18 protein-coding genes and 1 pseudogene are annotated in these 25,733 nt (G+C 58.0%); 7 read left to right on the top strand and 12 right to left on the bottom strand.

The genetic code is table 11. The features are described from left to right. Nucleotides 1-474 carry an Lrp/AsnC family transcriptional regulator gene (locus QVP03_RS06685; protein ID WP_018695546.1) on the top strand — a complete coding sequence of 158 codons (474 nt, stop codon included), beginning with the start codon at nucleotides 1-3 and terminating at the stop codon, nucleotides 472-474. A gap of 180 nt (nucleotides 475-654) precedes the next feature. Here QVP03_RS06685 and QVP03_RS06680 read toward each other — a convergent pair whose 3' ends face one another. The 9 genes and pseudogenes from QVP03_RS06680 to QVP03_RS06635 all read right to left on the bottom strand — a co-directional run bounded on the left by QVP03_RS06680 (nucleotide 655) and on the right by QVP03_RS06635 (nucleotide 13,694). Continuing rightward, the gene (locus tag QVP03_RS06680) at nucleotides 655-942 is read right to left on the bottom strand and encodes a hypothetical protein (RefSeq protein ID WP_022332750.1); all 288 of its coding nucleotides are present in this window, start codon (nucleotides 940-942) and stop codon (nucleotides 655-657) included. Between the two features lie 217 nt (nucleotides 943-1,159). Next, entirely contained in the window at nucleotides 1,160-2,512 is a 1,353-nt protein-coding gene (locus tag QVP03_RS06675; RefSeq protein WP_256166161.1) for a sigma-54-dependent transcriptional regulator, read from the bottom strand. 2 nt (nucleotides 2,513-2,514) lie between these two features. Beyond that, nucleotides 2,515-5,004: a hybrid sensor histidine kinase/response regulator gene (locus QVP03_RS06670; RefSeq protein WP_022332748.1), complete on the bottom strand. Its 2,490-nt coding sequence runs from the start codon at nucleotides 5,002-5,004 to the stop codon at nucleotides 2,515-2,517. Nucleotides 5,005-5,230: 226 nt separating this feature from the next. Further along, nucleotides 5,231-6,573, bottom strand: a pseudogene (locus tag QVP03_RS13765) (ABC transporter permease). A gap of 4 nt (nucleotides 6,574-6,577) precedes the next feature. Further along, entirely contained in the window at nucleotides 6,578-6,748 is a 171-nt protein-coding gene (locus tag QVP03_RS06655; protein WP_022332745.1) for a hypothetical protein, read from the bottom strand. A gap of 6 nt (nucleotides 6,749-6,754) precedes the next feature. Then, the gene (locus QVP03_RS06650) at nucleotides 6,755-7,675 is read right to left on the bottom strand and encodes an ABC transporter ATP-binding protein (protein WP_022332744.1); all 921 of its coding nucleotides are present in this window, start codon (nucleotides 7,673-7,675) and stop codon (nucleotides 6,755-6,757) included. A 176-nt stretch (nucleotides 7,676-7,851) separates the two neighbouring features. Continuing rightward, complete coding sequence (locus tag QVP03_RS06645) at nucleotides 7,852-9,843, bottom strand: M13 family metallopeptidase (RefSeq protein ID WP_022332743.1); 1,992 nt, start codon at nucleotides 9,841-9,843, stop codon at nucleotides 7,852-7,854. 128 nt (nucleotides 9,844-9,971) lie between these two features. Beyond that, the gene (locus QVP03_RS06640) at nucleotides 9,972-11,234 is read right to left on the bottom strand and encodes a phosphoglycerate kinase (protein WP_022332742.1); all 1,263 of its coding nucleotides are present in this window, start codon (nucleotides 11,232-11,234) and stop codon (nucleotides 9,972-9,974) included. 132 nt (nucleotides 11,235-11,366) lie between these two features. Then, nucleotides 11,367-13,694, bottom strand: coding sequence for a patatin-like phospholipase family protein (locus QVP03_RS06635; protein WP_022332741.1), 2,328 nt, complete (start codon nucleotides 13,692-13,694; stop codon nucleotides 11,367-11,369). A gap of 85 nt (nucleotides 13,695-13,779) precedes the next feature. On the opposite strand from QVP03_RS06635, the gene pheS reads away from it, so the two are divergent. The 3 genes from pheS to QVP03_RS06620 are packed head-to-tail and all read left to right on the top strand — an operon-like array spanning nucleotide 13,780 to nucleotide 17,727. Beyond that, nucleotides 13,780-14,805, top strand: a complete 1,026-nt coding sequence (pheS, locus tag QVP03_RS06630) for a phenylalanine--tRNA ligase subunit alpha (protein ID WP_022332740.1) — start codon at nucleotides 13,780-13,782, stop codon at nucleotides 14,803-14,805. A gap of 13 nt (nucleotides 14,806-14,818) precedes the next feature. After that, nucleotides 14,819-16,597 (top strand): tetratricopeptide repeat protein, encoded by a 1,779-nt coding sequence (locus tag QVP03_RS06625; RefSeq protein WP_022332739.1) that lies wholly within the window; start codon nucleotides 14,819-14,821, stop codon nucleotides 16,595-16,597. A gap of 5 nt (nucleotides 16,598-16,602) precedes the next feature. Continuing rightward, a complete protein-coding gene (locus QVP03_RS06620; RefSeq protein WP_022332738.1) occupies nucleotides 16,603-17,727 on the top strand; it encodes a murein hydrolase activator EnvC family protein in 1,125 nt (374 codons plus the stop codon). A 314-nt stretch (nucleotides 17,728-18,041) separates the two neighbouring features. Here the strand turns inward: QVP03_RS06620 and QVP03_RS06615 are convergent, their stop codons facing one another. Beyond that, on the bottom strand, nucleotides 18,042-18,836 hold the full coding sequence (locus QVP03_RS06615) for a fibronectin type III domain-containing protein (RefSeq protein WP_022332737.1): 795 nt from the start codon (nucleotides 18,834-18,836) through the stop codon (nucleotides 18,042-18,044). A 371-nt stretch (nucleotides 18,837-19,207) separates the two neighbouring features. Between QVP03_RS06615 and ybeY the strand changes: the two genes are divergently transcribed. Genes ybeY through mnmG form a run of 3 tightly spaced genes read left to right on the top strand, consistent with a single transcriptional unit; the run spans nucleotide 19,208 to nucleotide 22,444 of the window. Then, nucleotides 19,208-19,651: an rRNA maturation RNase YbeY gene (ybeY, locus tag QVP03_RS06610; RefSeq protein WP_022332736.1), complete on the top strand. Its 444-nt coding sequence runs from the start codon at nucleotides 19,208-19,210 to the stop codon at nucleotides 19,649-19,651. 4 nt (nucleotides 19,652-19,655) lie between these two features. Next, on the top strand, nucleotides 19,656-20,564 hold the full coding sequence (locus QVP03_RS06605) for a hypothetical protein (protein WP_022332735.1): 909 nt from the start codon (nucleotides 19,656-19,658) through the stop codon (nucleotides 20,562-20,564). Beyond that, on the top strand, nucleotides 20,561-22,444 hold the full coding sequence (gene mnmG / locus QVP03_RS06600; protein ID WP_022332734.1) for a tRNA uridine-5-carboxymethylaminomethyl(34) synthesis enzyme MnmG: 1,884 nt from the start codon (nucleotides 20,561-20,563) through the stop codon (nucleotides 22,442-22,444). The genes QVP03_RS06605 and mnmG overlap by 4 nt, the downstream gene beginning before the upstream one ends. Before the next feature lie 95 nt (nucleotides 22,445-22,539). On the opposite strand, the gene QVP03_RS06595 is transcribed toward mnmG, so the two are convergent. After that, a complete protein-coding gene (locus QVP03_RS06595; RefSeq protein ID WP_022332733.1) occupies nucleotides 22,540-23,553 on the bottom strand; it encodes a branched-chain amino acid aminotransferase in 1,014 nt (337 codons plus the stop codon). Nucleotides 23,554-23,643: 90 nt separating this feature from the next. Further along, nucleotides 23,644-25,686, bottom strand: coding sequence for a methionine--tRNA ligase (gene metG / locus QVP03_RS06590; protein ID WP_022332732.1), 2,043 nt, complete (start codon nucleotides 25,684-25,686; stop codon nucleotides 23,644-23,646). Nucleotides 25,687-25,733: the final 47 nt, after the last annotated feature.

Raw genomic sequence — 25,733 nt, 5'->3', positions numbered from 1 at the left:
ATGCCTAAGACCTCATTAGACGCAATCGACCGCAAGATCCTCAAATACCTGATCAAGAATGCGCGCATGCCTTTTCTCGAGATCGCCCGCGAATGCGGTATTTCGGGTGCTGCGATCCACCAGCGCATCCGCAAGCTCGACGATTCGGGCGTGATCCTGGGCAGCCGCCTGATCGTAGACCCCAAGATGATGGGCTTCGACGTCTGCGCCCACATCAGCATCACGCTCAAAGACCCGCAGCTGCTCAAGCAGACCGTGGAACAGCTCAAGGAGATCCCCGAAATCGTGGAGGCACATTTCATCACCGGATCGGGCAACATCCTCGTGAAACTCTACTGCGTGGACAACGAGCACCTCATGCGTACGATTTTCGACGGTATCCTGCGTATCCAGGGCGTCGCCTCGACCGAGACGCAGATCTCGTTGCAGGAGGCGTTCCAGCGCCAGGTGAACATCGACTTTATCGAGGAGTAGTCCGCACGACGCCCCTTTCGCAAAGGCGGAGGCCGGGAATCCCGGCTTCCGCCTTTGTGTCCGTACATGCCGGGGCACAGGCCGCTGTTCCCCCGGCCCCGGCGGCACAAAGAAAGTACCCCGCCCATACAGGCGGGGTACCCGGCAAACAATCGTTTAACTGATGATTATCCCGGAAGCTTACTTAGAGGTAGCCGAAGCTTCCGATGCGGAGGAGGAGTTGCCCTCACTTGTGCTTGTACTCTCAACCTTGTTCTCCTCCTTGGCTGATTCTCCGGCAGTCGAATCAGTCTTATCCGCATCGCCGGACTCCGATTTCTCCTGTCCATCGGTAGCCGGGGACTCAGTTGCGGGAGCCGCAGCTTCGGTCGCCGCGGAGGCGTCCTTCTTCTCGGGTTGCTGTGCGCATGCGAATGCGCTCCCAGCCATCAGCATCAAAGCTGCCATCGTTACAATTGTCTTTTTCATAGCTCTTAATGATTTAAGGTTCCACTTCATTTCTTCAGGTTCGTAATTTGTCCCGTCGACCTTTCTGACTTTGGAAAGTCCAAGAGGCGTGCCATGCGGACAGAAAACGGAAAACCGCTGAATTACAGCGGTTAACAAAACGTGCCACAATCGGCGGTATGTGGAAAAGTGTGGAATCGCGCCACAGGTATGTGGAAAAATTCCACACGCAGGCGCATTACTCGATCCCGTAGAGGTGCAATTTGTTGTAAAGGGTCTTGCGGTCGATGCCGAGCAGTTTGGCGGCCTGCGACTTATTCCCCCCGGCCAGGGCCAGGGCACGGCGTATCTGCTCCTCCTCGCCGGCCGGGTTGCGCAGCGGCACCGCGGCCGCACCGGAAACCCCGGCGATCTCGGCCGGCAGTTCGCGGCAGGAGATATAATCGCCCCGGCAGAGCAGCGTCGCCGACATCACCGTGTTTTTCATCTGCCGCAGGTTTCCCGGCCAGTCGTAACGCACCATGGCCGCAGCGGCTTCGCCGTCGAACCCGACGATATGCTTGTCCAGCTGGCGGTTGGCCTGGTCGAGGAAAAAATCGGCATACAGCATGATATCCTCGCGCATTTGCCTCACTTCGGGCATACGGAGCGTAAATTCGTTGATCCGGTGGTAGAGGTCGGCCCGGAACGTCCCGCGCGCGATCGCCGCTTCGAGGTCTTCGTTGGTCGCAGCGACCAGCCGGATGTCGACCGCAACTTCACGGTTACTGCCCACGGGACGGATGCGGCGCTCCTGCAAGGCCCGCAACAACTGCACCTGGGTTTCATAAGTAAGGTTCCCCACCTCGTCCAGAAAGAGCGTGCCGCCGCTGGCCGCTTCGAAGGCGCCCGTCTTATCGCCGACAGCCCCCGTGAACGACCCCTTGACATGGCCGAAAAACTCCGAAGCAGCCAGGTCGCGCGGAATGGCGCCGCAATCGACCGCTACGAACGGCTTTCCGGCACGCTTGCTCTGGCGGTGGATCAGCTGCGCCACATGCTCCTTGCCCGTGCCGCTGGCACCGTTCACCAATACCGACATGTTCGTCGGCGCGACGAGCCGCACATATTCGTAGAGCTGCCGCGCGGCATCGCTCTGCCCCTCGATATAGTTGGGCATATCCCCGCCCGCAGCCCGGGAAGTCTCCGGCGCCTTTTCCGGCGTTACCGGGGGGACATCGCCTACGGGCGCCGGGGCATCAAGCGCCTCGCGGATCTTTTTCAGCAATTCGTCGGGATTGACGGGCTTGGCGACGTAGTCGCGGGCGCCGAGTTTCATGCAGCGCACGGCGTTCTGGATCTCGGCATAGCTCGTCATCACGATCACGGGCACTTCGATCCGCTGCCCCGACATCCACTGCAAAAGGGCGATTCCGTCCTCGTCGGGCAACCGCATATCGCTCAGCACGAGCGAGTAGCCTCCTTCCGCAAGAGCCGTCCGGGCTGCCGCCGCACTGGCTGCGGTCTGTGTCCCGAACCCTTTTTTCGAGAGCCAGGTCTTGAGCATCAGGCCGAAGGTGATGTCGTCGTCTACGATCAGAATCCGTTCCATATTCACGACAAAGATACCTTTTTTTGCGCTTCCGCGATAATCGCGCGGATATTTTCTGCCGCCGTGCGTACCTCCCGGCCTAACGTGTCGGTCAGGGGGCCTTCCCAGTTTTCCGCCGTCCGCAGCGCCGCCGCCACCTGCACGGCCCCGAGCATCGTGAAGATCGGCGCCATCTTGTGCGCCACGGCTTTCAGTGCCGCCGCATCGCCGTCGTCCAACGCCCGCTCCAGCAGGGCACAGTTGGTCGCGCCCTGCTCCGCGAAGGATTCCAGAATTCCCCGTGCCGCCGCCGTGTCGTCACCCGCATAGGCAGTCAGGGCGCTGAAATCCACTCCGTCCGCCTGTTCCGCCCCGGCCGCGGAAACCCCGCCCCCGGCGGGCGGCACCGCGGCATCCGCGCCGCAGACGGTGTTCAGCACGGCAACCAGTTCATTCGCCGTAAACGGCTTGCGCAGGCATCCCGCGAACCCGCGTGCCGAGAAATCCCCGGCATCCATCTCCCCGCGCGCCGAAACGGCCACCACGGGAATTGCAGAGTCGACCCCGCGCACCGCGGCCAATACGCTAAACCCGTCAGCCGACGGCATCTGTATATCGGTAAAAACAGCGTCGAACACCCCTTCGGCCACCAGTTTGGCGGCATATTCGGGATACTGGCAGCACTCGGCAGCCACCCCGGCCTGGCGGCACATCCCGGCAGTCATCTCCAGTTGCAGCGGGTCGTCGTCGATCAGCAGTACCTTCAAGTCCGGGCGGGCGGCCGTGCGGGCAGGCTGCTGCGGGCCGTCGGGTTTCTTCCCGCTGCTGCGGCCTACCGGTACCGAGACGATGAACTTACTGCCCTCGCCCAGGCGGCTTTCGAGCGAAATGCTGCCGCCGAGCAGTTTTACCAGACGGTCGACGATCGAAAGCCCCAGCCCGAACCCGTCGACGCCCTGCGCCGAACGCAGGCGCACGAACTCCTGGAAAATGCGTTCTTTCTCCTCGCGGCCGATGCCCCGCCCGGTGTCGCGCACGGAGAATACCAGCCGTCCGTCCACGACGTCGGCCCGGATCGTCACACTGCCCTCGTCCGTAAATTTCAGCGCATTGGATATCAGGTTGTCTGCAATCTGGCGGATCCGGAAAGGATCGCCCGTCACCTCGTCCCCGGCCCCCGGCCCGGCTTCGAGCACAAGGGCGATGCCCTTTGCATCGGCCATGGCCGCAAACCCCTCGCGGATCGTCTCGAACAGTTGTGCCGGGCAGAACGCCACGTTGTCGACGTCGACCTTGTTGATATCGAGCCGGTAGAAGTCCAGCAGGCTGTTGACCAGCGCCAGCAGGTGCTCCGACGACTCCTTCATATTGTGCAGGTAAAGTCCCTCGCGTTTGCCCGTGGTGAGGCGCGAAAGCAGGTCGATATACCCCATCACCGATCCCAGCGGCGCCTTGATGTCGTGCGTGATGGCCAGCATCAGCTTCTCACGCGCTGCCAGCAGCGCCTCGTTGTCGCGGTTGGCCCGCTCGAGCGCCCTCCGGTAGCGGGTGCTGCGGTTGATATCACGCAGCAGGATACCCACGAACAGCAGCATCAGCACGACGGCGACGATGGCGATACCGCCCAGCACGTACGACGACCGGCGGCGGATAGCCTCCGTCTGGTCGATCTTGCCCAGCAGGAACGCCGTATCCTCGGCTTCGAAATCCATGATGAGGCGGTAGATCTTCGTATTCACCAGTTCGTTGCTGTAGCGGAGGCGCATCCCTTCATCCCACGCCCGGTCGTAAATGCCGATGCGGTCGCTGGTCACCCGATCCTGCAACGTCCTGAGGACGATGGCGATCGTATCCTTCACGGCCGTCGCGGGGAGCGAATCGACGACCCGCTCACGGTGAGAGATCACGATGCTCGAATCCTCTTTGGGAGGACTGAACAGGTCGGCGAAACGGCGGAAGAAATTGCGCTTGCGCCGCGGCACCGCCACGGACAGCGTATCCTGCACCACCGTACGCACCGACACGCTGTCGCGCAAAACCGCCACGCTGTCCACACTGTCCGCCGGGCCGATCAGCTCGCGGATATTCTTGTCCAGCAGACTGGCCGTAGCCGCCGAACGGATCGTCCGCCGCAGGTTCATCGTCCGCCGTTCCTTGTCGCCCAACAGCCTCACGATGCTGTCCAGGCGCATCGTCTGGAGCGAATCCTGCTCCCCGGTCAGGATGCGCAACGAGTCGATATAGCCGCGCACGGTGCGCAATTCGCGTTTGTACCGCGCCTCGTAAGACTTGTATCCGGCGATCATCAGCTGGCCGTAACTCTCGGCCTGGTAGAGGTGGTAGAGGGTTTGTCCCACGACATTGCGCTTGGTGTGCAGCAGCGAATAACTGCCGTCGGAGGTCGAAAAACGCACCACCGCACGGTAAACATACCCGACTGAAAGGACGCAGACGGCAATCAGGATGACATAGCCCGCGACGATCTTGGTTTTGACGAATTTCGACTCTTTCATACCCCCAAAGATAGTAAAAACCGGGAAAATCCCGGCACCTGCCGATTTCGCTCCCGCACGCCCGGGCGGCACGGTGCGGCCGCCCATCCGCTCCGCGACGTCCCGCGCACAACACCGATCCCGGACAAGCCGCTCCCGCATAAGGCCGGACAGTCCGGATCCATAAAAACAAAACCGGGCCGCACGACATCGTACGGCCCGGTCATTCCACGTTTCGCGGTGCGGACTAATACTTATACCGCATCCACTTGTAAAGTTCCTTGAACGTCGGCTTTTTACCGTACATGAAGATACCCACACGGTAGATCTTCGCCGCAAACCACACCATCGCCGTGAACGAGGCGTAGAGGATCACCAGCGAGAGTATTATCTCCCACAGGGGAATGCCGTAAGGGATACGCGCCATCATCACCACGGGCGACGTGAAGGGGATCATCGAGAACCAGAAGGCCATCTGCGAGTTGGGATCGTTCACGACCGATATCATCACCAGCAGGGCGAGGATGATCGGGATCGTGATCGGTGTCTGCAACTGCTGCGCGTCCTGGATGCTGTCCACGGCCGATCCCACCGCGGCGAACATCGCCGAGTAGAACAGGTAACCGCCGAAGACGAACAGCAGCAGGTAGGCGAAGATGCGGAGGATAAAGCCGAAGTCCGTAATGGCCGCTATCACCTGCAACATCTCCGGGTTCACGTCGATCGCAGCCGCTGCGCCGGGAACCCCCTGTTGCATGGCCTGCACGCCCTCCATCATTTCGGGCGGCATCATCTGCGCCACCGCAAGCGCCCCTACGACGCACAGCGCGCCCCAGATCAGCACCTGCACGACGGCAACCGACGCCACGCCGAGTATCTTGCCCAGCATCAGGTCGAAGGGCCTCACCGACGAAACCATCACCTCCAGCACGCGGCTGTTCTTCTCCTCGATCACAGACTGCATGACCATCGCACCACAGACGGCATGACCATCGAACCGTAGAGCAGCAGGAACATGTAGAGGATCATGCCCAGCACGAAGCCCGTCCCCGTGGCTACCACCGACGATTTGGCGTGCGCCTCCTCTTCCTGCGACTCGTCGTTGCGGAAAGTCTGCATACCGACGCGGGTCTTCACCTCCTGAAGTATCTGCGACAGGTTTTCGATGTTATACGATTTGAGTTTCTCGGCCTCTATGATATCCTCGATCTGCCCCGTGATGTTGCTTTCGACCGACAGCGACGACGACGAATTGGCATACAGTTTCACGTTGTTGGGGTTGGTGAGGATGTCCGAACCGATGTAGAGCACGCCGAACTTGTCGGTCAATTCCTTACGCGCGGCCTCGGTCGAAAGGTCGGTGGGCTCGAATATCAGCTCCTTGCCGCTTTGCAGCCTGGGGGCTATCAGCCCGCTCTCGTCGATCACGGCGATATGTTTCTCGTCGCCGCCCGAATACTTCATGATGAGCATCGGGGCGAACATCAGGCCGACCATCAGCAGCGGCATCAGCAGCGTGGTGATGATGAAGGATTTTTTACGGACGCGCTCGTTGAATTCGCGTCCTATGATGATACCTACTTGTGACATGGTTTTACTTGTTTTTATGAGTTTTGTTCCCGAAGAGATTGATTAGCTGCGCCGCGACGAGCAGCCCCACGCAGATGTAGGCCCGCGGCGCAACCCGCTCCCCGGCACAGACGTCGTAAAAGAGGATGCCCAGTGCCGCGACGACGAAGACGGAGCTGACGATCTTGCTGTTCATGGCCGGCTAAAGGTTCCCGCTGACGGCGCGGATGAATATGTCGTTCATCGACGGGATGATCTCCTGGAACGAGCGCAGCTCGACGGCGTCGTTCACGGCGGCGATCACTGCGCGCACCTCCTCGTCGCGCCCGACATGGAGTTTGAGCGTAGCGTATACCGACTTGTCCTGCGAACCTTCGAGTATCTCGCAGCGGCCTTCGACGGCACGGCGCAGCGCCGCCTCATCGCCCCGGTAGGCCACTTCGAAGATGTTTGCCCCGTGCCTGCGGCGTATGTCGTCGACACACCCCGAGAGGATGTTGCGCGACTTGTTGATCAGCGTGATGTGGTCGCAGATCTCCTCCACGGACGACATGTTGTGCGTCGAGAAGATGATCGTGGAGCCCTTGTCGCGCAGGGCGAGGATCTCCTCCTTCAGGAGGTTGGCATTGATCGGGTCGAAGCCCGAGAAAGGCTCGTCGAAGATCAGCAGTTCGGGTTCATGCAGCACCGTGACGATGAACTGCACCTTCTGGGCCATACCCTTCGAGAGCTCCTCGATCTTCTTGTCCCACCAGTCCTGGATACCGAACTTCACGAACCACTGCTTGAGCCGCACGACGGCTTCGCGGCGCGAAAGCCCTTTCAGGCGTGCGAAGAAAACGGCCTGTTCGCCGACCTTCATCTTCTTGTAAAGGCCGCGTTCCTCGGGCAGGTAACCGATACGGTAAACATCCGCAGGCGTGATCTCGCGGTCACCGAACAACACGCGGCCGCTGTCGGGCGCCGTGATGCGGTTGATGATGCGGATCAGCGTCGTCTTGCCGGCCCCGTTGGGGCCGAGCAACCCGTAAACCGAACCTCGGGGGATTGCGAGCGATACGTCGTCGAGGGCCTTGTGCCCGGCGTATTGCTTGGTGACATGTTCTACTGTGAGTAAATCCATGGTCGCTGAGAGTTATTTTTAAGGTTTGTTCGGCGACAAATATAACAACAATTTTTGAATATCAAAAAATATTTATCGTTTTTCGATATACTCGACATTACAACCCGCCCGGCAGGCAAACAAAAAGGCGGCCGGGATCACCCGGCCGCCGGCATATCGATCGGAACGGAACCCGCCTACCAGATAACCACGCGTTCCTCCTCCGGCATGAACATCTCCCCGTCGGTCATACTGAACGCATCGTAGAAATCCTGCAGATTACGCAGCGTGGCGTTCACACGCCATTTGCCCAGCGAGTGTACGTCGAGCTTCGTAAGACGTGCGATCTCCTCGTCGCGGATATTCTGCGCCCACAGCGTAGCGTAAGCCAGGTAGAACCGCTGGTCGGCGGTGAATCCGTCGATCGGCGCGGGCTCGGTGCCGTTCAGCGAGTTACGGAACGCCGTATGGGAAACGCGCAGGCCGCCCTGGTCGGCGATGTTCTCGCCCAGGCTGAGGGAGCCGTTGGCCATAATCGCAGGCTGGCCGTCCTTGGCGGGCAGCACCTCGATCGCGTCGAACTGCTTTACGAGGATGTCGGTCTTGGCCTTGAACGCAGCAGCGTCCTCCTCCGTCCACCAGTTGTTCATGTTGCCGTCCTTGTCGAAGTTGCGGCCCTGGTCGTCGAACCCGTGGGTCATCTCGTGGCCGATCACCACGCCGATGGCACCGTAGTTCACGGCGTCGTCAGCCTCGGGGTTGTAGAACGGCGGCTGGAGGATGGCTGCCGGGAAGCAGATCTCGTTGGTCGTCGGGTTGTAGTAGGCGTTCACCGTCTGGGGCGACATGTGCCACTCGTCCTTATCGACAGGCTTGCCGAGCTTCGAAATATTGTCGGCCGTATACCAGAGGCTGGCATTCACGATGTTCTCGAAATAGCTCTTCGAGGGGTCGATCGCCAGCGTCGAATAGTCCTTCCACTTGTCCGGGTAACCGATCTTCACCGTGAAGGCCACCAGTTTTTCCTGAGCCTTGGCCTTCGTGGCGTCCGACATCCAGTCCAGCGCCGCGATATGCTGCCCGAGCGCCGTCTGCAGGTTCTTCACCAGCCCGAGCATACGCTCCTTGTCCTTTGCGGGGAAATATTTGGCGACATACATCTCGCCCACAGCCTCGGAAAGGATGCCGTTGGGCACCGACATGGCTCGCTTCCAGCGTGGTTTCATCTCCTGCTGGCCGGCCATCGCCTTGCCGTAGAAATCGAACGATGCCTGCTGGAAATCGTCGCTCAGGTACGACGCGGCATCGTCCAGGTACTGCGCCGCGAGGTAGTAACGGATATCCTCCAGCGGAGCGTTCTTCATCAGGTCGTTGGCGTTGGCGATCGACGATTTCGTCGTCACGATGATCGTGTCGAAGTCGCCGATGCCCATGGCTTTATAGTAAGCGGGCCAGTCTATGGCATCGTAGGTCTTCTCGAACTCGGCCTTCGCCGTGGGGTTGTACTGTGCCGGTATGTCGCGCAGCTCGGTGTTCGACCACGACTTCTCGGCCAGTTTCGTCTCGATGTTCATCACACCGGCCACGGCTTTCTCGATGTCGGCCTCAGGAATGCCTGCAAGACGGAAAAGCTTGCCCAGATACTCCTTGTAGGCCGTCCGGATATTCTCGTTCTCGGGGTCGAGGTAGTAATCGCGGTCGCCCATCGTGAGGCCCGACTGCGAGATATAAAGGGCATTGATATCGCTGTTCATCAAGTCAGCCTGCACACCCACGGAAAAGAAGGGGTTGGCGATCGCCGTGTGGAGTCCGGCAATGGCACCGGTCAGCTGTGCACGGTCGCCGATAGCGAGGATCTCCCCGACGGCGTCCTTCACCGGAGCTGCGCCCTCGGCGTTCAGGCGTACCGAATCGAGCCCCATCTTATAGAGGTCGGAGATCTTCTGCTCGATGCTGCCGGGCTCGGCCTTCATCTTGGTCATCTCCGAGAAAAGCTCGTTGATACGCTTCTCGTTGTTGTCACGCAGGATATCGAACGAACCGTAGCGCGAATATTCCGGTTTGAGGGGGTTGTTTTTCTGCCAGCCGCCCGTGGCGTACTCGTAGAAGTCGGCGTTCGGGGCTACCGAAAGGTCGAAGTTGGCCAGGTCGATGGCCGGGGTTTTGGATGTATTCTGACAACTTGCCATACAAGCTATTGTTGCAGCGAAAAGAATGATTTTTTTCATTGTGTTCGGGTTTTTTAGTGACGACAGGGGTGTCCGACCATGCCGGAACACCCCTTGTCTTTATTTCGGATCTGGATCGGAATGTCGGCTTATTTGCGGATCGCCGCCACACCCGGAAGCACCTTGCCTTCCATGTATTCGAGCAGGGCGCCGCCGCCGGTCGAAACATACGAAACCTTGTCCGCCAGGCCGAACTTGTTGATGCACGCCACCGAATCGCCGCCGCCGATGAGCGAGTAGGCACCCTTCGAGGTAGCCTCGGCGATAGCCTCGGCCACGGCGCGCGAACCGGTTGCGAACTTGTCAATCTCGAACACGCCCACGGGGCCGTTCCAGAGGATCGTCTTGCACTTGAGGATCTCCTCGCGGAACACCTTCTTGCCTTCCTCGGCGATGTCGACGCCTTCCCAGCCGTCGGGAATATTGTTGGCGGGAGCCACATCGGTGTTGGCATCGGCCGAGAATGCGTCGGCGATCAGCGCGTCGGGCGACATCACGACCTTCACACCCTTCTGCTTGGCTTTGGCCAGGATATCGAGTGCCGTCTGGAACTGGTCGGGCTCACAAATCGAATTGCCGACCTTACCGCCCTCCGCAGCCGCGAAGGTATAGGTCATACCGCCGCCCAGGATGAGGACGTCCACCTTCTCCAGGAGATTCTCGATGACGGTGATCTTGGTCGAGACCTTCGAACCGCCCAGGATGGCGCAGAACGGGCGCTGCGGGTTGAGCATGATGCCGTCGATGGCCTTCAGCTCGTTCTCCATCACATAGCCGAACATCTTGTCGTTGGGGAAATAATCGGCGATCAGCGCCGTCGAAGCGTGTGCGCGGTGCGCCGTACCGAACGCATCGTTGATGTAGCAATCGGCATACGAAGCGAGCCGCTTGACGAACTCTTTCTGCGGGCCCTCTTTCAATGCCTTCTTGGCAGCCTTCTTCTCCTCGTCGGTAGCGTCTTCGGCCAGGCCGCGGGGCTTGCCCTCCTCCTCGGCATAGAAACGCAGGTTTTCGAGCAGCATCACCTCGCCGGGCTTGAGGTTTGCAGCCATCTCGGCGGCCTTCTCGCCCATGCAGTCGCCGGCAAACATCACCTTCACGCCCAGGCGTTTCTCGATGGCGGGGACGATCTGCTCCAGCGAGAACTTGGGATCGGGATTCTTCTTGGGACGCCCCAGGTGCGACATCAGGATGACCGAGCCGCCCTTTTCGAGCACCTTCTTGATGGTGGGGATCGCCGCACGGATGCGGGTATCGTCCGTTACCTCGCCCTTCTCGTTGAGGGGCACGTTGAAATCCACGCGGATGATCGCGCGCTTGCCTTTGAAATCGTAATTGTCGATTGCGAACATAGCTCTTTGATTTTGAATTATTTTGTTGAATTGATCTTTCAAATACGCATTACCGGGGCAAATTTATGAAAATAATTTAAAAAAGTGTTATTCCGATAACAGAAAAAATAATGCGCCCGGCGCCACGGCACGCTAATAGAACGTCCCCTTGGGCGCGAAGATCGCGTACCCGAAATTGAACGTCAGGTACATGTTCTTCCAGTTGCGCAGGTCGTATTTGGTCAGGGCCAGGCTGACCGGGCCGATCGGCGTATGGTAGACCAGCGATGCCTCGGCGATATAGTGCCAGCGCTTATCTTCCACCGGGCCCGACACCCCGGGCCCGAAACTGCGTTTCTCGCGGAACATGGCGTAGAAACCCGTGCGCAGGAAGAAGTTGTGCATCAGGTCGAAGGTGGGCATGATACCGCCCGCCGCGAACCGCCTGCCACGGAAGTCGGGCATGTAAATCATCTGCGCGTGAGGCACCGGCTCGTAAGCCGGCATCGACATCACCGTGGCCCCCTCGGTCGTGAACTCGGGATGGTTCGTGATCACGCCGTCGACGTTCAGCCCCAGCGAAAACCAGCTGCAGCCCGGCATGTCGAAATACTTGTCCCACGTAAGCCGTGCCCCGAACCACTGGCGGGGCGTCCGCGACAGGAACTTTTTCGCATCGAACGGCTCGTATTTATCGCGTCCCGTGACGAAGATGCCCGACAGTTTCAGGTCGGAACCCCGGCGGGGATAGAGGAACTTGTCGAGCGTATTACGCGCCAGCTCGGCCTTGATCCCGAAGAACGAATAGCGCGAATGGTCGGTATCGTCGGCGAAAAGCTCGTCGGAATCGTACCGGTAATTGACATGCCCGCCGTTGGCGCGGATCAGGAAGACGCCGCGGTGGGCGAGGGGCATTCCGGCGGCCACCGAGAAGAAACTTTCGCTGTTCTTGACCTGCCACGTGTTGTCGATTTTGGTGATGTTGCCGAATGAACCGTGGCGGAAATTCCGCACGGCGAAATTGTAGGAGTAATCCAGGAACACGGGTTTCCACATGTAGAAATCCGTGCGCCCTCCGATCGTACCCCACGTATAGATCGGCCCGAGGTAGAGGTCGGCGCCCAACTGCTGCCCCACACGGCCGATCGTCTGGTAATTGACGCCGATGTAGGCCTGGTTGAAGGCCGTCGAGGAGACGTTGCCGCCGATCGTGATCTTGAAGTTGGGTTTGGTATGGAACTTTGCCCGGAACGAATAGCGCTCCGTCACGGTGTCGTATGTCACGTGCGGGAAATCCATCGTGAAATCGCCGTCCGCAAGCACCGCGTAGAGGTTGTCGCGCAATTCGGAAAAACCCATCGGGCGCTGGCGCCCGGGGGTTCGGCGGTCTACCTTCACGAAGTCGCGGATATAGGCCTCGGGCGCCGAGGAGAGCCCTTCGAGCTTATAGTCGTTGAAGACCAGCGGCGGGCATTTGGCGCGGAACTCCTCGCGCCGCTCGGCATAGCGCCGGGGTGACCAGCGTTCGGAAACCCGCTCCAGGATCTGCGGCATGACGGCCATCGCATCTTCATAACCGGCATCCATCACGGCCACGGCGCTGTCGAAATCGAGCATGTTGACATCCACGGCACGGCGAACCGTGACGCTGCGCCCTTTGGGCAGGTCGTAATCCGTATCGTGCATCGCCAGCATGAAAGCCTGGTCGAGGATGTTGATGTCCTCGCCCGGCGGGGTATTGCCCGCCGTGCAGATACTGCCCACGATCAGGTCGGGACGGAACCCCACGTCGAGCGGACGCCACGGGAAGTTGTCGTAAATACCGCCGTCGTAGAGCAGCATCGAATCGACTTTCATCGGTTTGAACACCAGCGGGATGGACATCGACGAGCGCACGGCTTCGCACAGGTCGCCGTTGCGCATCACCACCGGCTCGCGGGCGTTCATATCGCTCGACACGCAGAGGAAAGGCACCATCAGACGGTCGAAGTCGCCGCCGGCAGCCGCCGAGGCCGGCGCGAACAGCTCCGTAAGCGCCATCTCGATCGGCGTCGAAGAAATCAGGTTCGTCACACGGAAACGCTTGCCCGAATTACCCAGGTTCAGGCGCACGCTGATAAACGACGGGTTGTGGCCGATCTGCTGGTAGTAGGGGGTATAGCGGGGGTCGATACGCCCCGACACCCACTCCTTGACCACGCCCGAAGCGACAATCTCCCGCATCTGGGCAGGGGAGTAGCCCGCGGCATACATGGCCGCGATGATCGAGCCCATCGAGGTGCCCGCCACGTAATCGATCGGCACGCCGTTCTCCTCGAGGGCTTCGAGCACGCCTATATGGTAGAGTCCCTTTGCGCCGCCGCCGCTCATCACGACGCCCACCGAGCGGGGACGTGCAGTCCCGTCGTCGGGGTTCTGCGCCCCGGCAGCCGTCGCAGCGAGCAACAGCACCGAGATAAATGAGAGGGTTTTACGCAACATATCTCAATTTTTTTATAACTTTGCACGTTATATATACCGTAATAAGACGGGTAAAAATACGGAAAAAAGCGTAAACAATCAAAATATGACCGACAAAATCAATGAACTTCTCCGACGTGTCGAAGAGTTCAAACCGAAGGCAGCGGCCGAGATCGAGGAGTTCCGCATCAAAGTGCTCGGCAAGAAGGGCGAACTGAACGCCCTGATGGAAGAGTTCAAGACGGTGGCCCCGGAGCTCAAGCGCGAAATGGGGCAGCAGCTCAACAAGCTCAAGGCCACCGCCCTCGACCGCATAAACGCCCTGCGCGAGCAACTGCAGGACGCGATCTCCGCCGACGGCGCCGCGACCGAAGACATGACCCGCCCCGGTTCGGCCGAGCAGTTGGGGTCGCGCCACCCGATCTCGATCGTCAAGAACCAGATCGTCGAGGTGTTCTCGCGGCTGGGCTACACCGTCGCCGACGGCCCCGAAATCGAGGATGACTGGCATGTCTTCTCGGCGCTCAATTTCCCGCCCGAACATCCGGCACGCGACATGCAGGACACGTTCTTCATCGAAAAGGATCCCGACATCCTGCTGCGCACGCATACCTCGTCGATCCAGGTACGCACCATGGAGCACCAGAAACCGCCCATCCGTGTCATCTGCCCCGGCCGCGTGTTCCGCAACGAAGCCATTTCGTACCGCGCGCACTGCATCTTCCACCAGATCGAGGGCCTCTACATCGACGAAGGGGTGTCGTTCGCCGACATGAAACAGTCGCTGCTCTACTTCGCCAAGGAGGTCTTCGGCGAGCAGGCCGTCATCCGCATGCGCCCGTCGTATTTCCCCTTTACCGAACCTTCGGCCGAGGTCGACGTATCGTGCAACCTCTGCGGGGGCAAGGGCTGCCCGGTGTGCAAGGGTACCGGCTGGCTCGAAATCATGGGCTGCGGCATGGTAGACCCCAACGTACTCCAGGCAAACGGCATAGACCCCGAAAAATACTCGGGCTTCGCCTTCGGCATGGGTATTGAACGCATCGCAATGCTCAAATACGGCGTGAAAGACCTGCGCCTCTATTTCGAGAACGACGTGCGTTTCCTCCACCAGTTCGACACGGCACTCTAAAACCACCGGGCCCATGAAACGTCTGACAGCGATCACGGTACTCTGCGTGCTCTTCCTTTCGGCATTCGCCGCCGGGAAAGGCCCCGCCGGCGCGCCCGGCTATCCCGATTCGCTGCGCAGCGTATGGCTGTATACGGAAGGCATCAAACAGAATGCCATTGCCCGTGACACCGTCCGGGCGCGGGAATTCTTCGTCGAGGCCATCCGCAACGACTCGACCTTCGCACCGGCCTATTACGAAATGGCCGCCAACGGCATGTATTCCACGCCCGACGAGGCGGTGGATCTGGCACGCACGGCCTTCCGGCTCGACACCGCCAACAAGTGGTACCACCAGTTCCTCGGGCAGGCACTCATCTATGCCCGCCGTTACGACGAGGCGCTGGCCGTCTACCGCCGCCTGCGCAACGACGAGCCGCAGAACCCCGACAACTACCGGATTCTGGCCGCCCTCTACGAGCAGGCGCAGCAGCCCTTCTCGGCCATCGCCACGCTCGACTCGGCCGAAGTGCGCTTCGGCCGCATCCCGGTGCTGAGCACCATGAAACGGCAGCTGCTGGTCGCTACGCGCCAGATGGACAAGGCCGTCGAAGAGGCCGAGGCCATGATCGAAGCGGTGCCTTACGAGGCCGAACACCACGTCGTGCTGGCCGACCTCTACGGCATTCTGGGCAAGGATTCGCTGGCCAAGGCCGAATACGACCGGGCATTGCAGATCGACTCGACCGACGTGGGGACGCTCATGTCGCTGGCCGATTTCTACAACGGCCGACACGATTACCGGGCGGTGCTGGACGTTACGCAGCGGCTTTTCGAGTCGGACAAGATGCCGCTCGACACGAAGATCAAGCGTTTCGGGATCTTCACCTCCGACATGCGTTTCTACCGCGAATATTACCCCCAGCTCAATACGCTGGCCTCGACGCTTGCCGTCCGCTACCCGCAGGACAGGCGCGTCGTGGAACTTTATGCCAAACACCTGATCGCCTCGGGCGAGCTGGAACAGGCGCTGGCGCTCTACAAGCTCCACCTCGACGACCAGCCGCCCGTCGAGGAGTATTTCCGTTCGGTGATCGACATCGAGAGCTATCTTCAGCATCCCGATTCGGTGAACCGCTATATCGGGCGCGCCCTGGAGCTCTTTCCCGGGCAGGTCGATTTCCACCTCTCGAAAGGGCATACGCTGAATTATTCCAAACAATACCCCCAGGCGATCAAAGCCTACAAACAATCGCTGGGCTATGCCCGGACAGATTCGCTGCGCAGCGTGATCTGGGGATTTATCGGCGACACCTGGCACCAGAAAGCCACCGCCGGCGAACAGGACATCGACGACGATTTCGCCCGGGCTGTCCGAAAAGGTTCGTTCCGGGCGGATATGAAGCAGTGCTACAAAGCCTACGACCACAGCCTGCGCTACGATCCGGATAACGCCATGGTACTCAACAACTACGCCTATTTCCTCTCGCTCGAAGGGCGTGAACTCGAAAAGGCGCTCACGATGTCGAGCCGCGCCATCGCCCTCACGGACAACAACCCCACATACCTGGACACCCATGCCTGGGTGCTCTTCAAGCTGGGACGCACGGCCGAGGCCAAGAAGGTGATGCAGCAGGCCATCGCCCTCGACGGGCAGGAGAGTGCGGCGCTGCTGGTTCATTACGGGGATATCCTGCATGCCATGGGCGAACAGTTCATGGCCGAAATATACTGGCGCAAGGGACTCGAAAAGGGCTACGACGCCGACCAGATCACCCGCCGCATGGAACAGGGCAAAGCCGAAAAAGAGTGACCGTGATGAAGCCCGCCCGCATACTGACCCTCCTTTTCCTGTTCGCCGCCTTTACCGCTGCGGCGCAGGGGGGCCGCGATGCCATCGAAGAGCAGAAACGGGTCATCGCCGCCCTGGAAAAGAGGATTGCCGACGAGGAACGCGCGATCTCGAAGATACAGGAAGGCCGCGCCGCCACCGAGGAACGGGTTCGCCGCCTGGCGCGCCAGCTCGACTCCCGCAACCAACTGCTCGAAGAGACCGAGAAGCAGGCGCGCCTGCTTCGCAAGGAGATATCCCGTACGGACAGCGTCGCCGGCGATCTCAGCTCGGCCCTGGAGCGCAACCGCACGCAGTATGCCGAGATGGTACGCGAGGCCTACCGCAACTATAAGCACAACAACTACCTGACCTACATTTTTTCGTCGCGCGACTTCACCGACGTCGCGAAAAAGATCACCAACCTGCGTGAAGTGGCTTCGATGCGCGAACGCAAACTGCACGACATCGCCGCACTTTCGGAACAGGTCGCCCACGAGAAGGCGCAGCTCGACCGCCGCAAACGCTCGTTGGACTCGGTGACGCAGAACCTCACCGCCCAGAAACAGAAGCTCCAGCGCGATTCGCGCAACGCCCGGGCCAATATTCGCCAGATGTCGCAAAAGGAGAAACAGGCCCTGCAACGCAAACTGTCGCAGGAACAGCAGCTCGACGTGGCCATCAGCGAGCTGCGCAAACTCACCAAAGGCAATACCGAGGGTGCGTCGTTCTCGACCAAGACCACGGGGCTGAGGCTTCCCGTCACGGCCGGTTCCGTAAAACGCTACAAGGAAAACATGGCCGAGATCTCCGGCCCCAAGGGTGCGCACGTCATTTCGATCTACGACGGAAAGGTCGTCGAAATCAAGCGCAACCGCATCACGAACAAATACGACGTTTTCGTGGCTCACGGCGAATATATAACCTCCTATGCCAACATGGGGTCGATATGCGTTGAAAAGGGCCAGAAAGTGGCAAGAAACGAACAGTTGGGCACCATCGGCTCGTCGGTCAACATCATGACGATGGAAACCGAGTACAAACTGGTATTCGGCATCTACCCGCCGAACCCCGGCGAGAAGCTCCGCGCCGAAAACTGTTTCAAACGGTAAACCCCGGCGATAAACACCGAACCGGGAACCCTTCCGAACGATAAACACCGACAATAAATACCGGATCGGGAATCCTTCCGAACGGTAACCCCGGACACGCCACGCCGAAAAACCGTTTCGGGCGAAGGATAAATCCCATCAAATATTTTTGGCAACGGCGGGCAGAAATCCCGCTCTAAACCTGGCCAGCTCTCCCGTCGACCTTTTCCGGATCAAAAAAACCTTTTCCGCAGCCCTGTATCTGGCCAGAACGGAATACAACAGCGGGATCCCGCAAAAACAGGATCCCGCTTACCAATTATTCCGGAAAGTCGTCAGACCTCCGGCGAATCGAGGATAATCACCGGGTCGCCTATGTTGGCGGGGATTTCGACCCAAAACCAGTTCAGGTCGCCCGGTTTATCGGCCGCATCCACGCCCACGACATAGTAGAAGAGCTTGTCCCCGGCCTTGAACCCGGCGCCGTTGTTATTGAACTTGTGCCCGGCCGTGTCCATATAAACGCCCGGCACACCGTCCTCGTAATCCATCAGGATATAACCGATCAGCGTCTTTTCGTCATCATACCCGTCGCCGATGACATTCACCGTCTCGGTACTCGAATAAAAATGCGCACACTTGACATTGGCTTTGTTGGCGACACGCAACGTCCCCTTTCCGCCGACCGTCTCGTAAGAAAACTCGACATCGACCCACGGCGACGTCACGACGACCGGTTCGTCGGCTGTCGTCGTCGAAGCCTTTGCCGGATCCGAATCGGTATATCCGGGGGCGTCTCCGGCCAGCGCAACGACTTCGAGCGTATATTCCGTAGCGGGTTTTAGCCCCGAAAAAGAGACTTCCACGGCATCATACGAAGCGATCTCAGCCACGACGACCTCCTGTCCTCCTTCAGTCGTCAGCAGTTTATAACCGAAAGCCGCAGCATGCTCCACGGCCGTCCACGAGGCCGCGAACGACGTGGGTTTGACGTCCTTGAAGACAATCCCGGGCGAAGCGAGTTTCACAGGCTGCGGATCGGGTTCGGATCCTTTGTCGTCATCACATCCCGAAAACAACGCCACGGCAAAAAAAGCCGCAAGCGCGGTAAGCATTTTGAAGATTTTCATTTTGAGAGATTTTTGGGTTAATACTTCGTGACGAGGCAAATATAACGGTTTTTCCGTATCGTTATTCGCCCCGATATATCAATAAGAAATTGTATATCAGAACAATATGAAACAAAAAACCAGGACATGGCGGCAATGTATCCCCGGGTCGGAAATAAAAGTTACGATCCGTAACTAAAACCGCTCCCTTTCTGAAAAAATATTTTTTTTAATTTTCCGGAATTTCCCTGCGGGGAAGGCAGATGCAGCTTCGGAATGCCACCCGGACACGGACAACGAGAAAAAGCCCGCCGGGACGTTTTCATCTGTATTATTTTTGTACTTTTGCAAAGATTTACAGACTGATTACGGCCTCGGGCCGTCCTTCAAACATGGCAATACGATACTATAACGAAGATTGTACCTTCCGGCTGCCGCAGAAACGCCTGACGGCGGCATGGCTGCGCGAAGTGGCCGAAGCGGAAGGGTATACGCTGGGCGATGTGAGCTACATTTTTTGCTCGGCGCAACGGCTCCTGGAGATGAACCGCCAGTGGCTCGGGCACGACTATTTCACCGACGTCATTACGTTCGATTACAGCGACCGCAAAGGCGAACGCATCGTTTCGGGCGACATTTTCATCGACGTCGAGACCGTAGCCGACAATGCCCGGCAATACGGCTGCACGACGCTCCAGGAAATGCGCAGGGTCGTCGTACACGGCGTGCTGCACCTCTGCGGCCAGGGCGACAAGACGCCCCGCACCAACGCGCAGATGCATCGCAAGGAGGATAAATACCTTAAATTCTGGGAGAACCCGGAGAATAATACCTGAATCCATGAAAACACGACTGTTGATTCTTCTTATCGGATTACTGTCCGCCGGCTGCCTGGGACGCAGGACAGCGAATGACAACACGGATAACAACGTTACGGCAGCCTTGCCTGCCGCCGATTCCGCCGTCGCCGAAACGGCCGTCGCCCCTGTGTGCGATTCCATCCCCGAAGCAAACCCGGAAGCCCGGAATTTCGAACGGCACGGGCCTTTCGTGGAGAACGACACGACGTTCCTTTACCAATCATCGGTTTACGATCCCGAACACGACCGCACCTCGCATTGCAGGGCATATATCGAAATGAACCGGGAATCGGAGTCCTACCGCCTGCTCGCCTCGTGCACGACACCCGGTTACAACGATTGGAACAGGGATAGTTTCGCGCAATACCTTGAATTACTCAAGGAGCAGCATCCCGAACCGCTCCCGGTCTATTCGCTGCAGGAGTGTCCCCGGGCATGGATTCCGATATGTTCCTACCGGGGCAAGTATTACGTGGACATGCTCTACTGGTATCCGATATGGATCACCGAATCGCTGTTCGTCCGGCAAATGATGGACGGCCCTTTTCCTTCGATCATCGACGCTTTCGAGCGCATCGACCCCACGCACTACTGCTTCCGGACAACGGCGGGTTATCTGGATATACAGCAGGTAGACGTCTACATCGTGGATCCCGTGCGCAAAATCGCCGTTTTCGCGTTCAGCGGAGAGGAGCCGGAAAATCCCCGGTACCTCGGTCTTTATGCCCCGCCTGAAACAGTCCGCGAAATGGATCTTATCGAATGGGATTTCACGGAGTCGCCCGACGGAGACGAAATCGATTGGGACGAGCCTGATTACAAGGCCCTGATCGCCGGGAGGAACAGCGGCAGCGTCGATCTGCAGACAGAAAACAAACCAGAAGAATGACACTCGACTACGATATAATCGTCATCGGAGGCGGACATGCCGGCTGTGAAGCGGCCTCGGCTGCCGCACGCCTGGGGTCGCGCACGCTGCTGCTCACGATGGACATGTCCAAAATGGCCTCCATGTCGTGCAACCCGGCTGTCGGTGGAGTAGCCAAGGGACAGATAGTCAGAGAGATAGATGCTTTGGGAGGACAGATGGGACGCATTACCGACCTCACCGCTATCCAATTTCGGATGCTCAACCGTTCGAAGGGTGCGGCCATGTGGAGTCCCCGTGCACAATGCGACAAAACCCGTTTCTCGGAGGAGTGGCGCCATACGCTCGAAAACACGCTGAACCTTTACATCTGGCAGGACGCCGCCACCGAACTGCTGTTCGATACCTCTGCACCTAAACCACGCGTGACGGGCGTACGGACACGCATGGGCATCGAATTCGCTTGTAAAGCCGTCATACTTACCGCCGGCACGTTCCTCGACGGGCTGATGCACTGCGGCACATCGCACGCCGAGGGCGGCAGGGCAGGGGACGCCGCTTCGCACGGGATCACGGAATCCCTGCGCGCAATCGGATTCGAAACCGGGCGTATGAAAACCGGGACACCCGCACGCCTCGATGCCCGCACGATCGACTTCGAAATACTCGAACCGCAATACGGAGACGAAAACCCGGCCAAATTCTCCTTTTCACCTGACACACAACCGGTTAAAAACCAACTCCCTTGTTTTTTGGTCTACACGTCGGCCGAGGTGCACGACATCCTGCGCACAGGGTTCGACCGCTCGCCGCTGTTCAACGGGACGATAACGGGAATCGGGCCGCGCTACTGCCCGAGCATCGAAGACAAACTGCGTACATTCGCCGACAAAGACCAGCACCAGCTCTTCCTCGAACCCGAAGGACGCAGCACCAACGAATACTACCTCAACGGCTTTTCTTCGTCGCTGCCCTGGGAAATACAGTTGGAAGCACTGCATAAAATCCGGGGATTCGAAGACCTGCACATCTATCGCCCGGGCTATGCCATCGAATACGACTATTTCCCACCCACGCAACTGCACCATTCGCTCGAAACAAAACTCGTTTCCGCCCTTTATTTCGCCGGGCAGGTCAACGGGACGACCGGATACGAAGAGGCCGCAGCCCAGGGGTTGATGGCAGGGATCAATGCACACCGGATGCTGAAAGGGGAGGAGGCCGTCGTATTGCAGCGCGACGAAGCCTATATCGGAGTGTTGATAGACGACCTTGTGACCAAAGGGGTGGACGAGCCCTACCGCATGTTCACCTCGCGTGCAGAATACCGCATCCTGCTCCGGCAGGACAATGCGGACATCCGGCTTACTCCTATCGGATATAAAATCGGGCTTATTACCCAAAAAAAATATGACTATTTCGTCAAAAAAAATACGCTCGTAGAATCGCTTATTTCTTTCACTCGCCAACAGAGCATCAAAGCAGCCGAAATTAACGACTATTTAAAAGCAATAAATTCCGAACCTTTATCACAGGGAAGGAAGCTTTACGACATACTAATGCGGAATAATGTTTCGTTCGATTCGCTGCAAGCCGTCCTGCCGAAGCTCCGAAAATTCATCGAAACGAACCGGATGGAGGAAGAGGTGATCGAAGAGGCAGAAATCCAAATCAAATATAAAGGGTATATTGAGCGCGAAAAATTCATTGCAGAAAAGCTACATCGGCTCGAAAACATACGAATTCCCGCGGATTTCGACTTTCACTCGATGAATTCCCTGACTATCGAGGCCCGGCAAAAACTATCCCGAATTCGGCCTGAAAACATCGGGCAAGCCTCTCGCATACCCGGAGTTTCTCCCGCAGACGTAAATGTTCTTTTAGTAAAATTCGGAAGATAGGGTAGTGTTCCACGTGGAACATATATACAAAACCCTTAACACAAAAAAACAAAAGAGGCCGCTATAAAGCGGCCTCTTAACAATATGTTCGTATTCTACAAGACAATCGTACACCAATTGTATTTATCCTCAGCCCGTCCGTACTGAATATCCTGCAATCGGGTGTATAATTCCATAGAAACTTTACCAACCTTATCACCATATGAGTAGGTTTTTTCCGTCTGCATGTCATAGATAGTGCCGATAGGGGAGATCACGGCAGCCGTTCCGCAGCCTCCGCACTCCTCGAAAGAAGCAAGTTCTTCGACCGGGATTTTTCGGTCTTCGACCTCAAGCCCCATATCGCGGGCCAACTGGCGGAGACTCATATTGGTAATCGACGGAAGCACCGAAGGGGATTTCGGAGTGATGTATTTGCCATCCTTGATGCCGAAGAAATTGCATGCTCCGCACTCTTCGATGTATTTATGCTCCGCCGCATCGAGGTACATGATATTCGAATAACCCATTTTATGACCCTTTTCACCCGACAAAAGGCTGGCCGCATAATTTCCGCCGACCTTCACATCGCCTGTTCCACGTGGAGCAGCACGATCCTGTTCACGGTCGATGGCAACCAGGATCGGCTTGATTCCCTCCTTGAAATAAGCACCCACAGGCGAACAGTAAACAATCAGCAAGGCGTCTTTTGCAGGTTTGACCCCCAGGCCGGCCGTCGTTCCGAACATCACCGGACGCAGATAGAGCGAGGCCCCTGTACCGTAGGGGGGAATATAAGCTTCATTCCGCCGAACGACCTCGACGCAGGCATTGACGACCATTTCGACGGTCGGCAGCGGAAGGCAAAGACGTTCGGCCGAAGACCGGAGGCGGCGGGCATTGTCCTCGACACGGAACAGGCGGACTTTCCCATCGACCCCGCGAAAGGCCTTGAGCCCTTCGAAAAGTTCGATGCCATAATGCAGGCACGAAGCCGACATGTGCATCTTGATGTACTCGTCGCTCGTAACCTCCATATCACTCCATTTACCATCCGTAAAATAATAACGGACGTTGACGTCGGTCTTGTGATAGTCGAAACCCAAGGCACTCCAATCAATATTTTCCATTATAGTAAAATTTAAAGGTTTTTCTAAATTATCCCCATACAGCAAAGGAAAACGGATAAAAGCAAACCGCCAATTGATCCATAGACCGTATTATCCTACGATAGCACCGTTATTCGTATTTCCGTCGGGGCCCAGCAGCAGCAATTTTCCCGAAGCATCTTCGGCCATGAGGATCATGCCCTGCGACAAGATCCCTTTCAGTTCACGGGGAGCAAGGTTCACAAGAACCAGCACCCTGCGCCCTATCAGCTCTTCGGGCGTAAAATATTCCGCAATTCCAGAAACAATCGTCCGCTGGTCGATCCCCGTGTCCACCGTCAATTTCAGCAATTTCTTCGTCTTGGCGACCTTTTCCGCCGCAAGGATCGTAGAAACCCGGATATCCATTTTCTGGAAATCGTCAAACAGTATCGTATCTTTCTGAGGTTCAATATTTTGCGAATTTTCAGCAGCCAGGTTGGCCTCTTTCGTCGCCGCAAGCTTGTCCAACTGGCGCTGGATCACGTCGTCCTCGATCTTCTCGAAGAGCAACGACGCCTCGCCGATCTTATGCCCGGCAGCGATCAGATCCATCGCCCCGAGGCGCTCCCATCCGAATTTCTCCACGGCGAGCATCTTCAGGATCTTCGACGCCGAGAAAGGCATGAAAGGCTCGATGGCAATCGCCGTATTGGCCGTAATCTGCAACGCGATGTTGAGAATCGTTTTCACGCGCCCGGGATCGGTCTTGATGACTTTCCACGGCTCGGTGTCCGCCAGATACTTGTTGCCGATACGTGCAATGTTCATGGCATCCTTCAGGGCTTCGCGGAAACGGTAGTTCTCGATATTGGCCTCGAGCGAACCCTTCACGGCAGCTACTTCCGCAACTGTCTGACGGTCATAATCATTCATCTCTCCGCAGGCAGGAACCTCGCCGCCGTAATATTTCTGCGTAAGCACCAGCGCACGGTTGACGAAATTTCCCAGCACAGCGACCAGCTCGTTGTTGTTGCGGGCCTGGAAATCCTTCCATGTAAAGTCGTTATCCTTGGTTTCGGGGGCATTGGCACACAGCACATAGCGCAATACATCCTCCTTTCCGGGGAACTCCTCCAGGTATTCATGCAGCCACACCGCCCAGTTGCGCGAGGTCGAAATCTTATCGCCCTCGAGGTTCAGGAACTCGTTGGCCGGCACGTTCTCAGGCAGTATATAACCCCCGTGCGCCTTGAGCATCGAGGGGAAGACGATGCAGTGGAACACGATATTATCCTTGCCGATGAAATGCACCATCTTGGTGTCTTCCGATTTCCAGTACTTTTCCCAATCGGGCGTAAGGTCTTTCGTGGCGGATATGTAACCGATCGGAGCGTCGAACCACACATAGAGCACCTTCCCTTCGGCACCCTCCACGGGCACGGGGATGCCCCAGTCGAGGTCACGGCTCACGGCACGGGGCTGCAATCCGCCGTCGAGCCAGCTCTTGCACTGTCCGTAAACATTCGTCTTCCACTCCTTATGCCCATCGAGTATCCACTCGCGGAGGAAGCCTTCGTATTGATCCAGCGGGAGATACCAGTGCTTCGTCTCCCTTTTGACCGGAACCGAACCCGACACGGCGCTATGCGGGTCGATCAGCTCGTCGGGCGAGAGGGTAGACCCGCATTTCTCGCACTGGTCGCCGTAGGCACGCTCGTTCCCGCATTTGGGACAAGTGCCGACGATATAACGGTCGGCAAGGAACGTCTGCGCCTCCTCGTCGTAATACTGCATGGAGGTTTTCTCGATGAATTTCCCTTCGTCGTAGAGTTTGCGGAAAAATTCCGATGCGGTCGCGGCATGGGTCGCCGACGATGTCCGCGAATAGATATCGAACGACATTCCCAACCCCTCGAACGACTTTTTGATCAGGTTATGGTAACGATCCACGATCTGCTGCGGGGTCACACCCTCCTTGCGGGCCTTGATGGTGATGGGTACGCCGTGCTCGTCCGATCCGCAGACCGAAATCACGTCGCAGCCCTTCAGCCGCAGGTAACGCGTGTAAATATCCGAAGGTATATAAACTCCCGCCAGATGGCCGATATGCACCGGGCCGTTGGCATAGGGGAGAGCCGATGTAACGAGGTAACGCTTGAACTCTTTTGCCATATTGAGATATACAGTATTACTAATTTCTGTCAAAATTAGTAATTTTT

Source organism: Alistipes sp. CAG:29 (assembly GCF_000435435.1).
Lineage (GTDB): Bacteria > Bacteroidota > Bacteroidia > Bacteroidales > Rikenellaceae > Alistipes > Alistipes onderdonkii.
Note: the sequence above shows the minus strand (reverse complement) of the source record. Positions and strands in the feature narration are given on the sequence as shown.

Bases quoted from the DNA above. Each gene is read 5' to 3' on its own strand.
- QVP03_RS06650 (WP_022332744.1), bottom strand. From the start codon at position 7,675: ATGGATTTACTCACAGTAGAACATGTCACCAAGCAATACGCCGGGCAC.
- QVP03_RS06675 (WP_256166161.1), bottom strand. From the start codon at position 2,512: ATGGAACGGATTCTGATCGTAGACGACGACATCACCTTCGGCCTGATG.
- QVP03_RS06640 (WP_022332742.1), bottom strand. From the start codon at position 11,234: ATGTTCGCAATCGACAATTACGATTTCAAAGGCAAGCGCGCGATCATC.
- QVP03_RS06595 (WP_022332733.1), bottom strand. From the start codon at position 23,553: ATGGAAAATATTGATTGGAGTGCCTTGGGTTTCGACTATCACAAGACC.
- QVP03_RS06615 (WP_022332737.1), bottom strand. From the start codon at position 18,836: ATGAAAATCTTCAAAATGCTTACCGCGCTTGCGGCTTTTTTTGCCGTG.
- QVP03_RS06635 (WP_022332741.1), bottom strand. From the start codon at position 13,694: ATGTTGCGTAAAACCCTCTCATTTATCTCGGTGCTGTTGCTCGCTGCG.
- metG (WP_022332732.1), bottom strand. From the start codon at position 25,686: ATGGCAAAAGAGTTCAAGCGTTACCTCGTTACATCGGCTCTCCCCTAT.
- QVP03_RS06645 (WP_022332743.1), bottom strand. From the start codon at position 9,843: ATGGCAAGTTGTCAGAATACATCCAAAACCCCGGCCATCGACCTGGCC.
- QVP03_RS06670 (WP_022332748.1), bottom strand. From the start codon at position 5,004: ATGAAAGAGTCGAAATTCGTCAAAACCAAGATCGTCGCGGGCTATGTC.
- QVP03_RS06625 (WP_022332739.1), top strand. From the start codon at position 14,819: ATGAAACGTCTGACAGCGATCACGGTACTCTGCGTGCTCTTCCTTTCG.
- QVP03_RS06680 (WP_022332750.1), bottom strand. From the start codon at position 942: ATGAAAAAGACAATTGTAACGATGGCAGCTTTGATGCTGATGGCTGGG.
- QVP03_RS06620 (WP_022332738.1), top strand. From the start codon at position 16,603: ATGAAGCCCGCCCGCATACTGACCCTCCTTTTCCTGTTCGCCGCCTTT.
- QVP03_RS06655 (WP_022332745.1), bottom strand. From the start codon at position 6,748: ATGAACAGCAAGATCGTCAGCTCCGTCTTCGTCGTCGCGGCACTGGGC.
- mnmG (WP_022332734.1), top strand. From the start codon at position 20,561: ATGACACTCGACTACGATATAATCGTCATCGGAGGCGGACATGCCGGC.
- QVP03_RS06605 (WP_022332735.1), top strand. From the start codon at position 19,656: ATGAAAACACGACTGTTGATTCTTCTTATCGGATTACTGTCCGCCGGC.
- ybeY (WP_022332736.1), top strand. From the start codon at position 19,208: ATGGCAATACGATACTATAACGAAGATTGTACCTTCCGGCTGCCGCAG.
- pheS (WP_022332740.1), top strand. From the start codon at position 13,780: ATGACCGACAAAATCAATGAACTTCTCCGACGTGTCGAAGAGTTCAAA.
- QVP03_RS06685 (WP_018695546.1), top strand. From the start codon at position 1: ATGCCTAAGACCTCATTAGACGCAATCGACCGCAAGATCCTCAAATAC.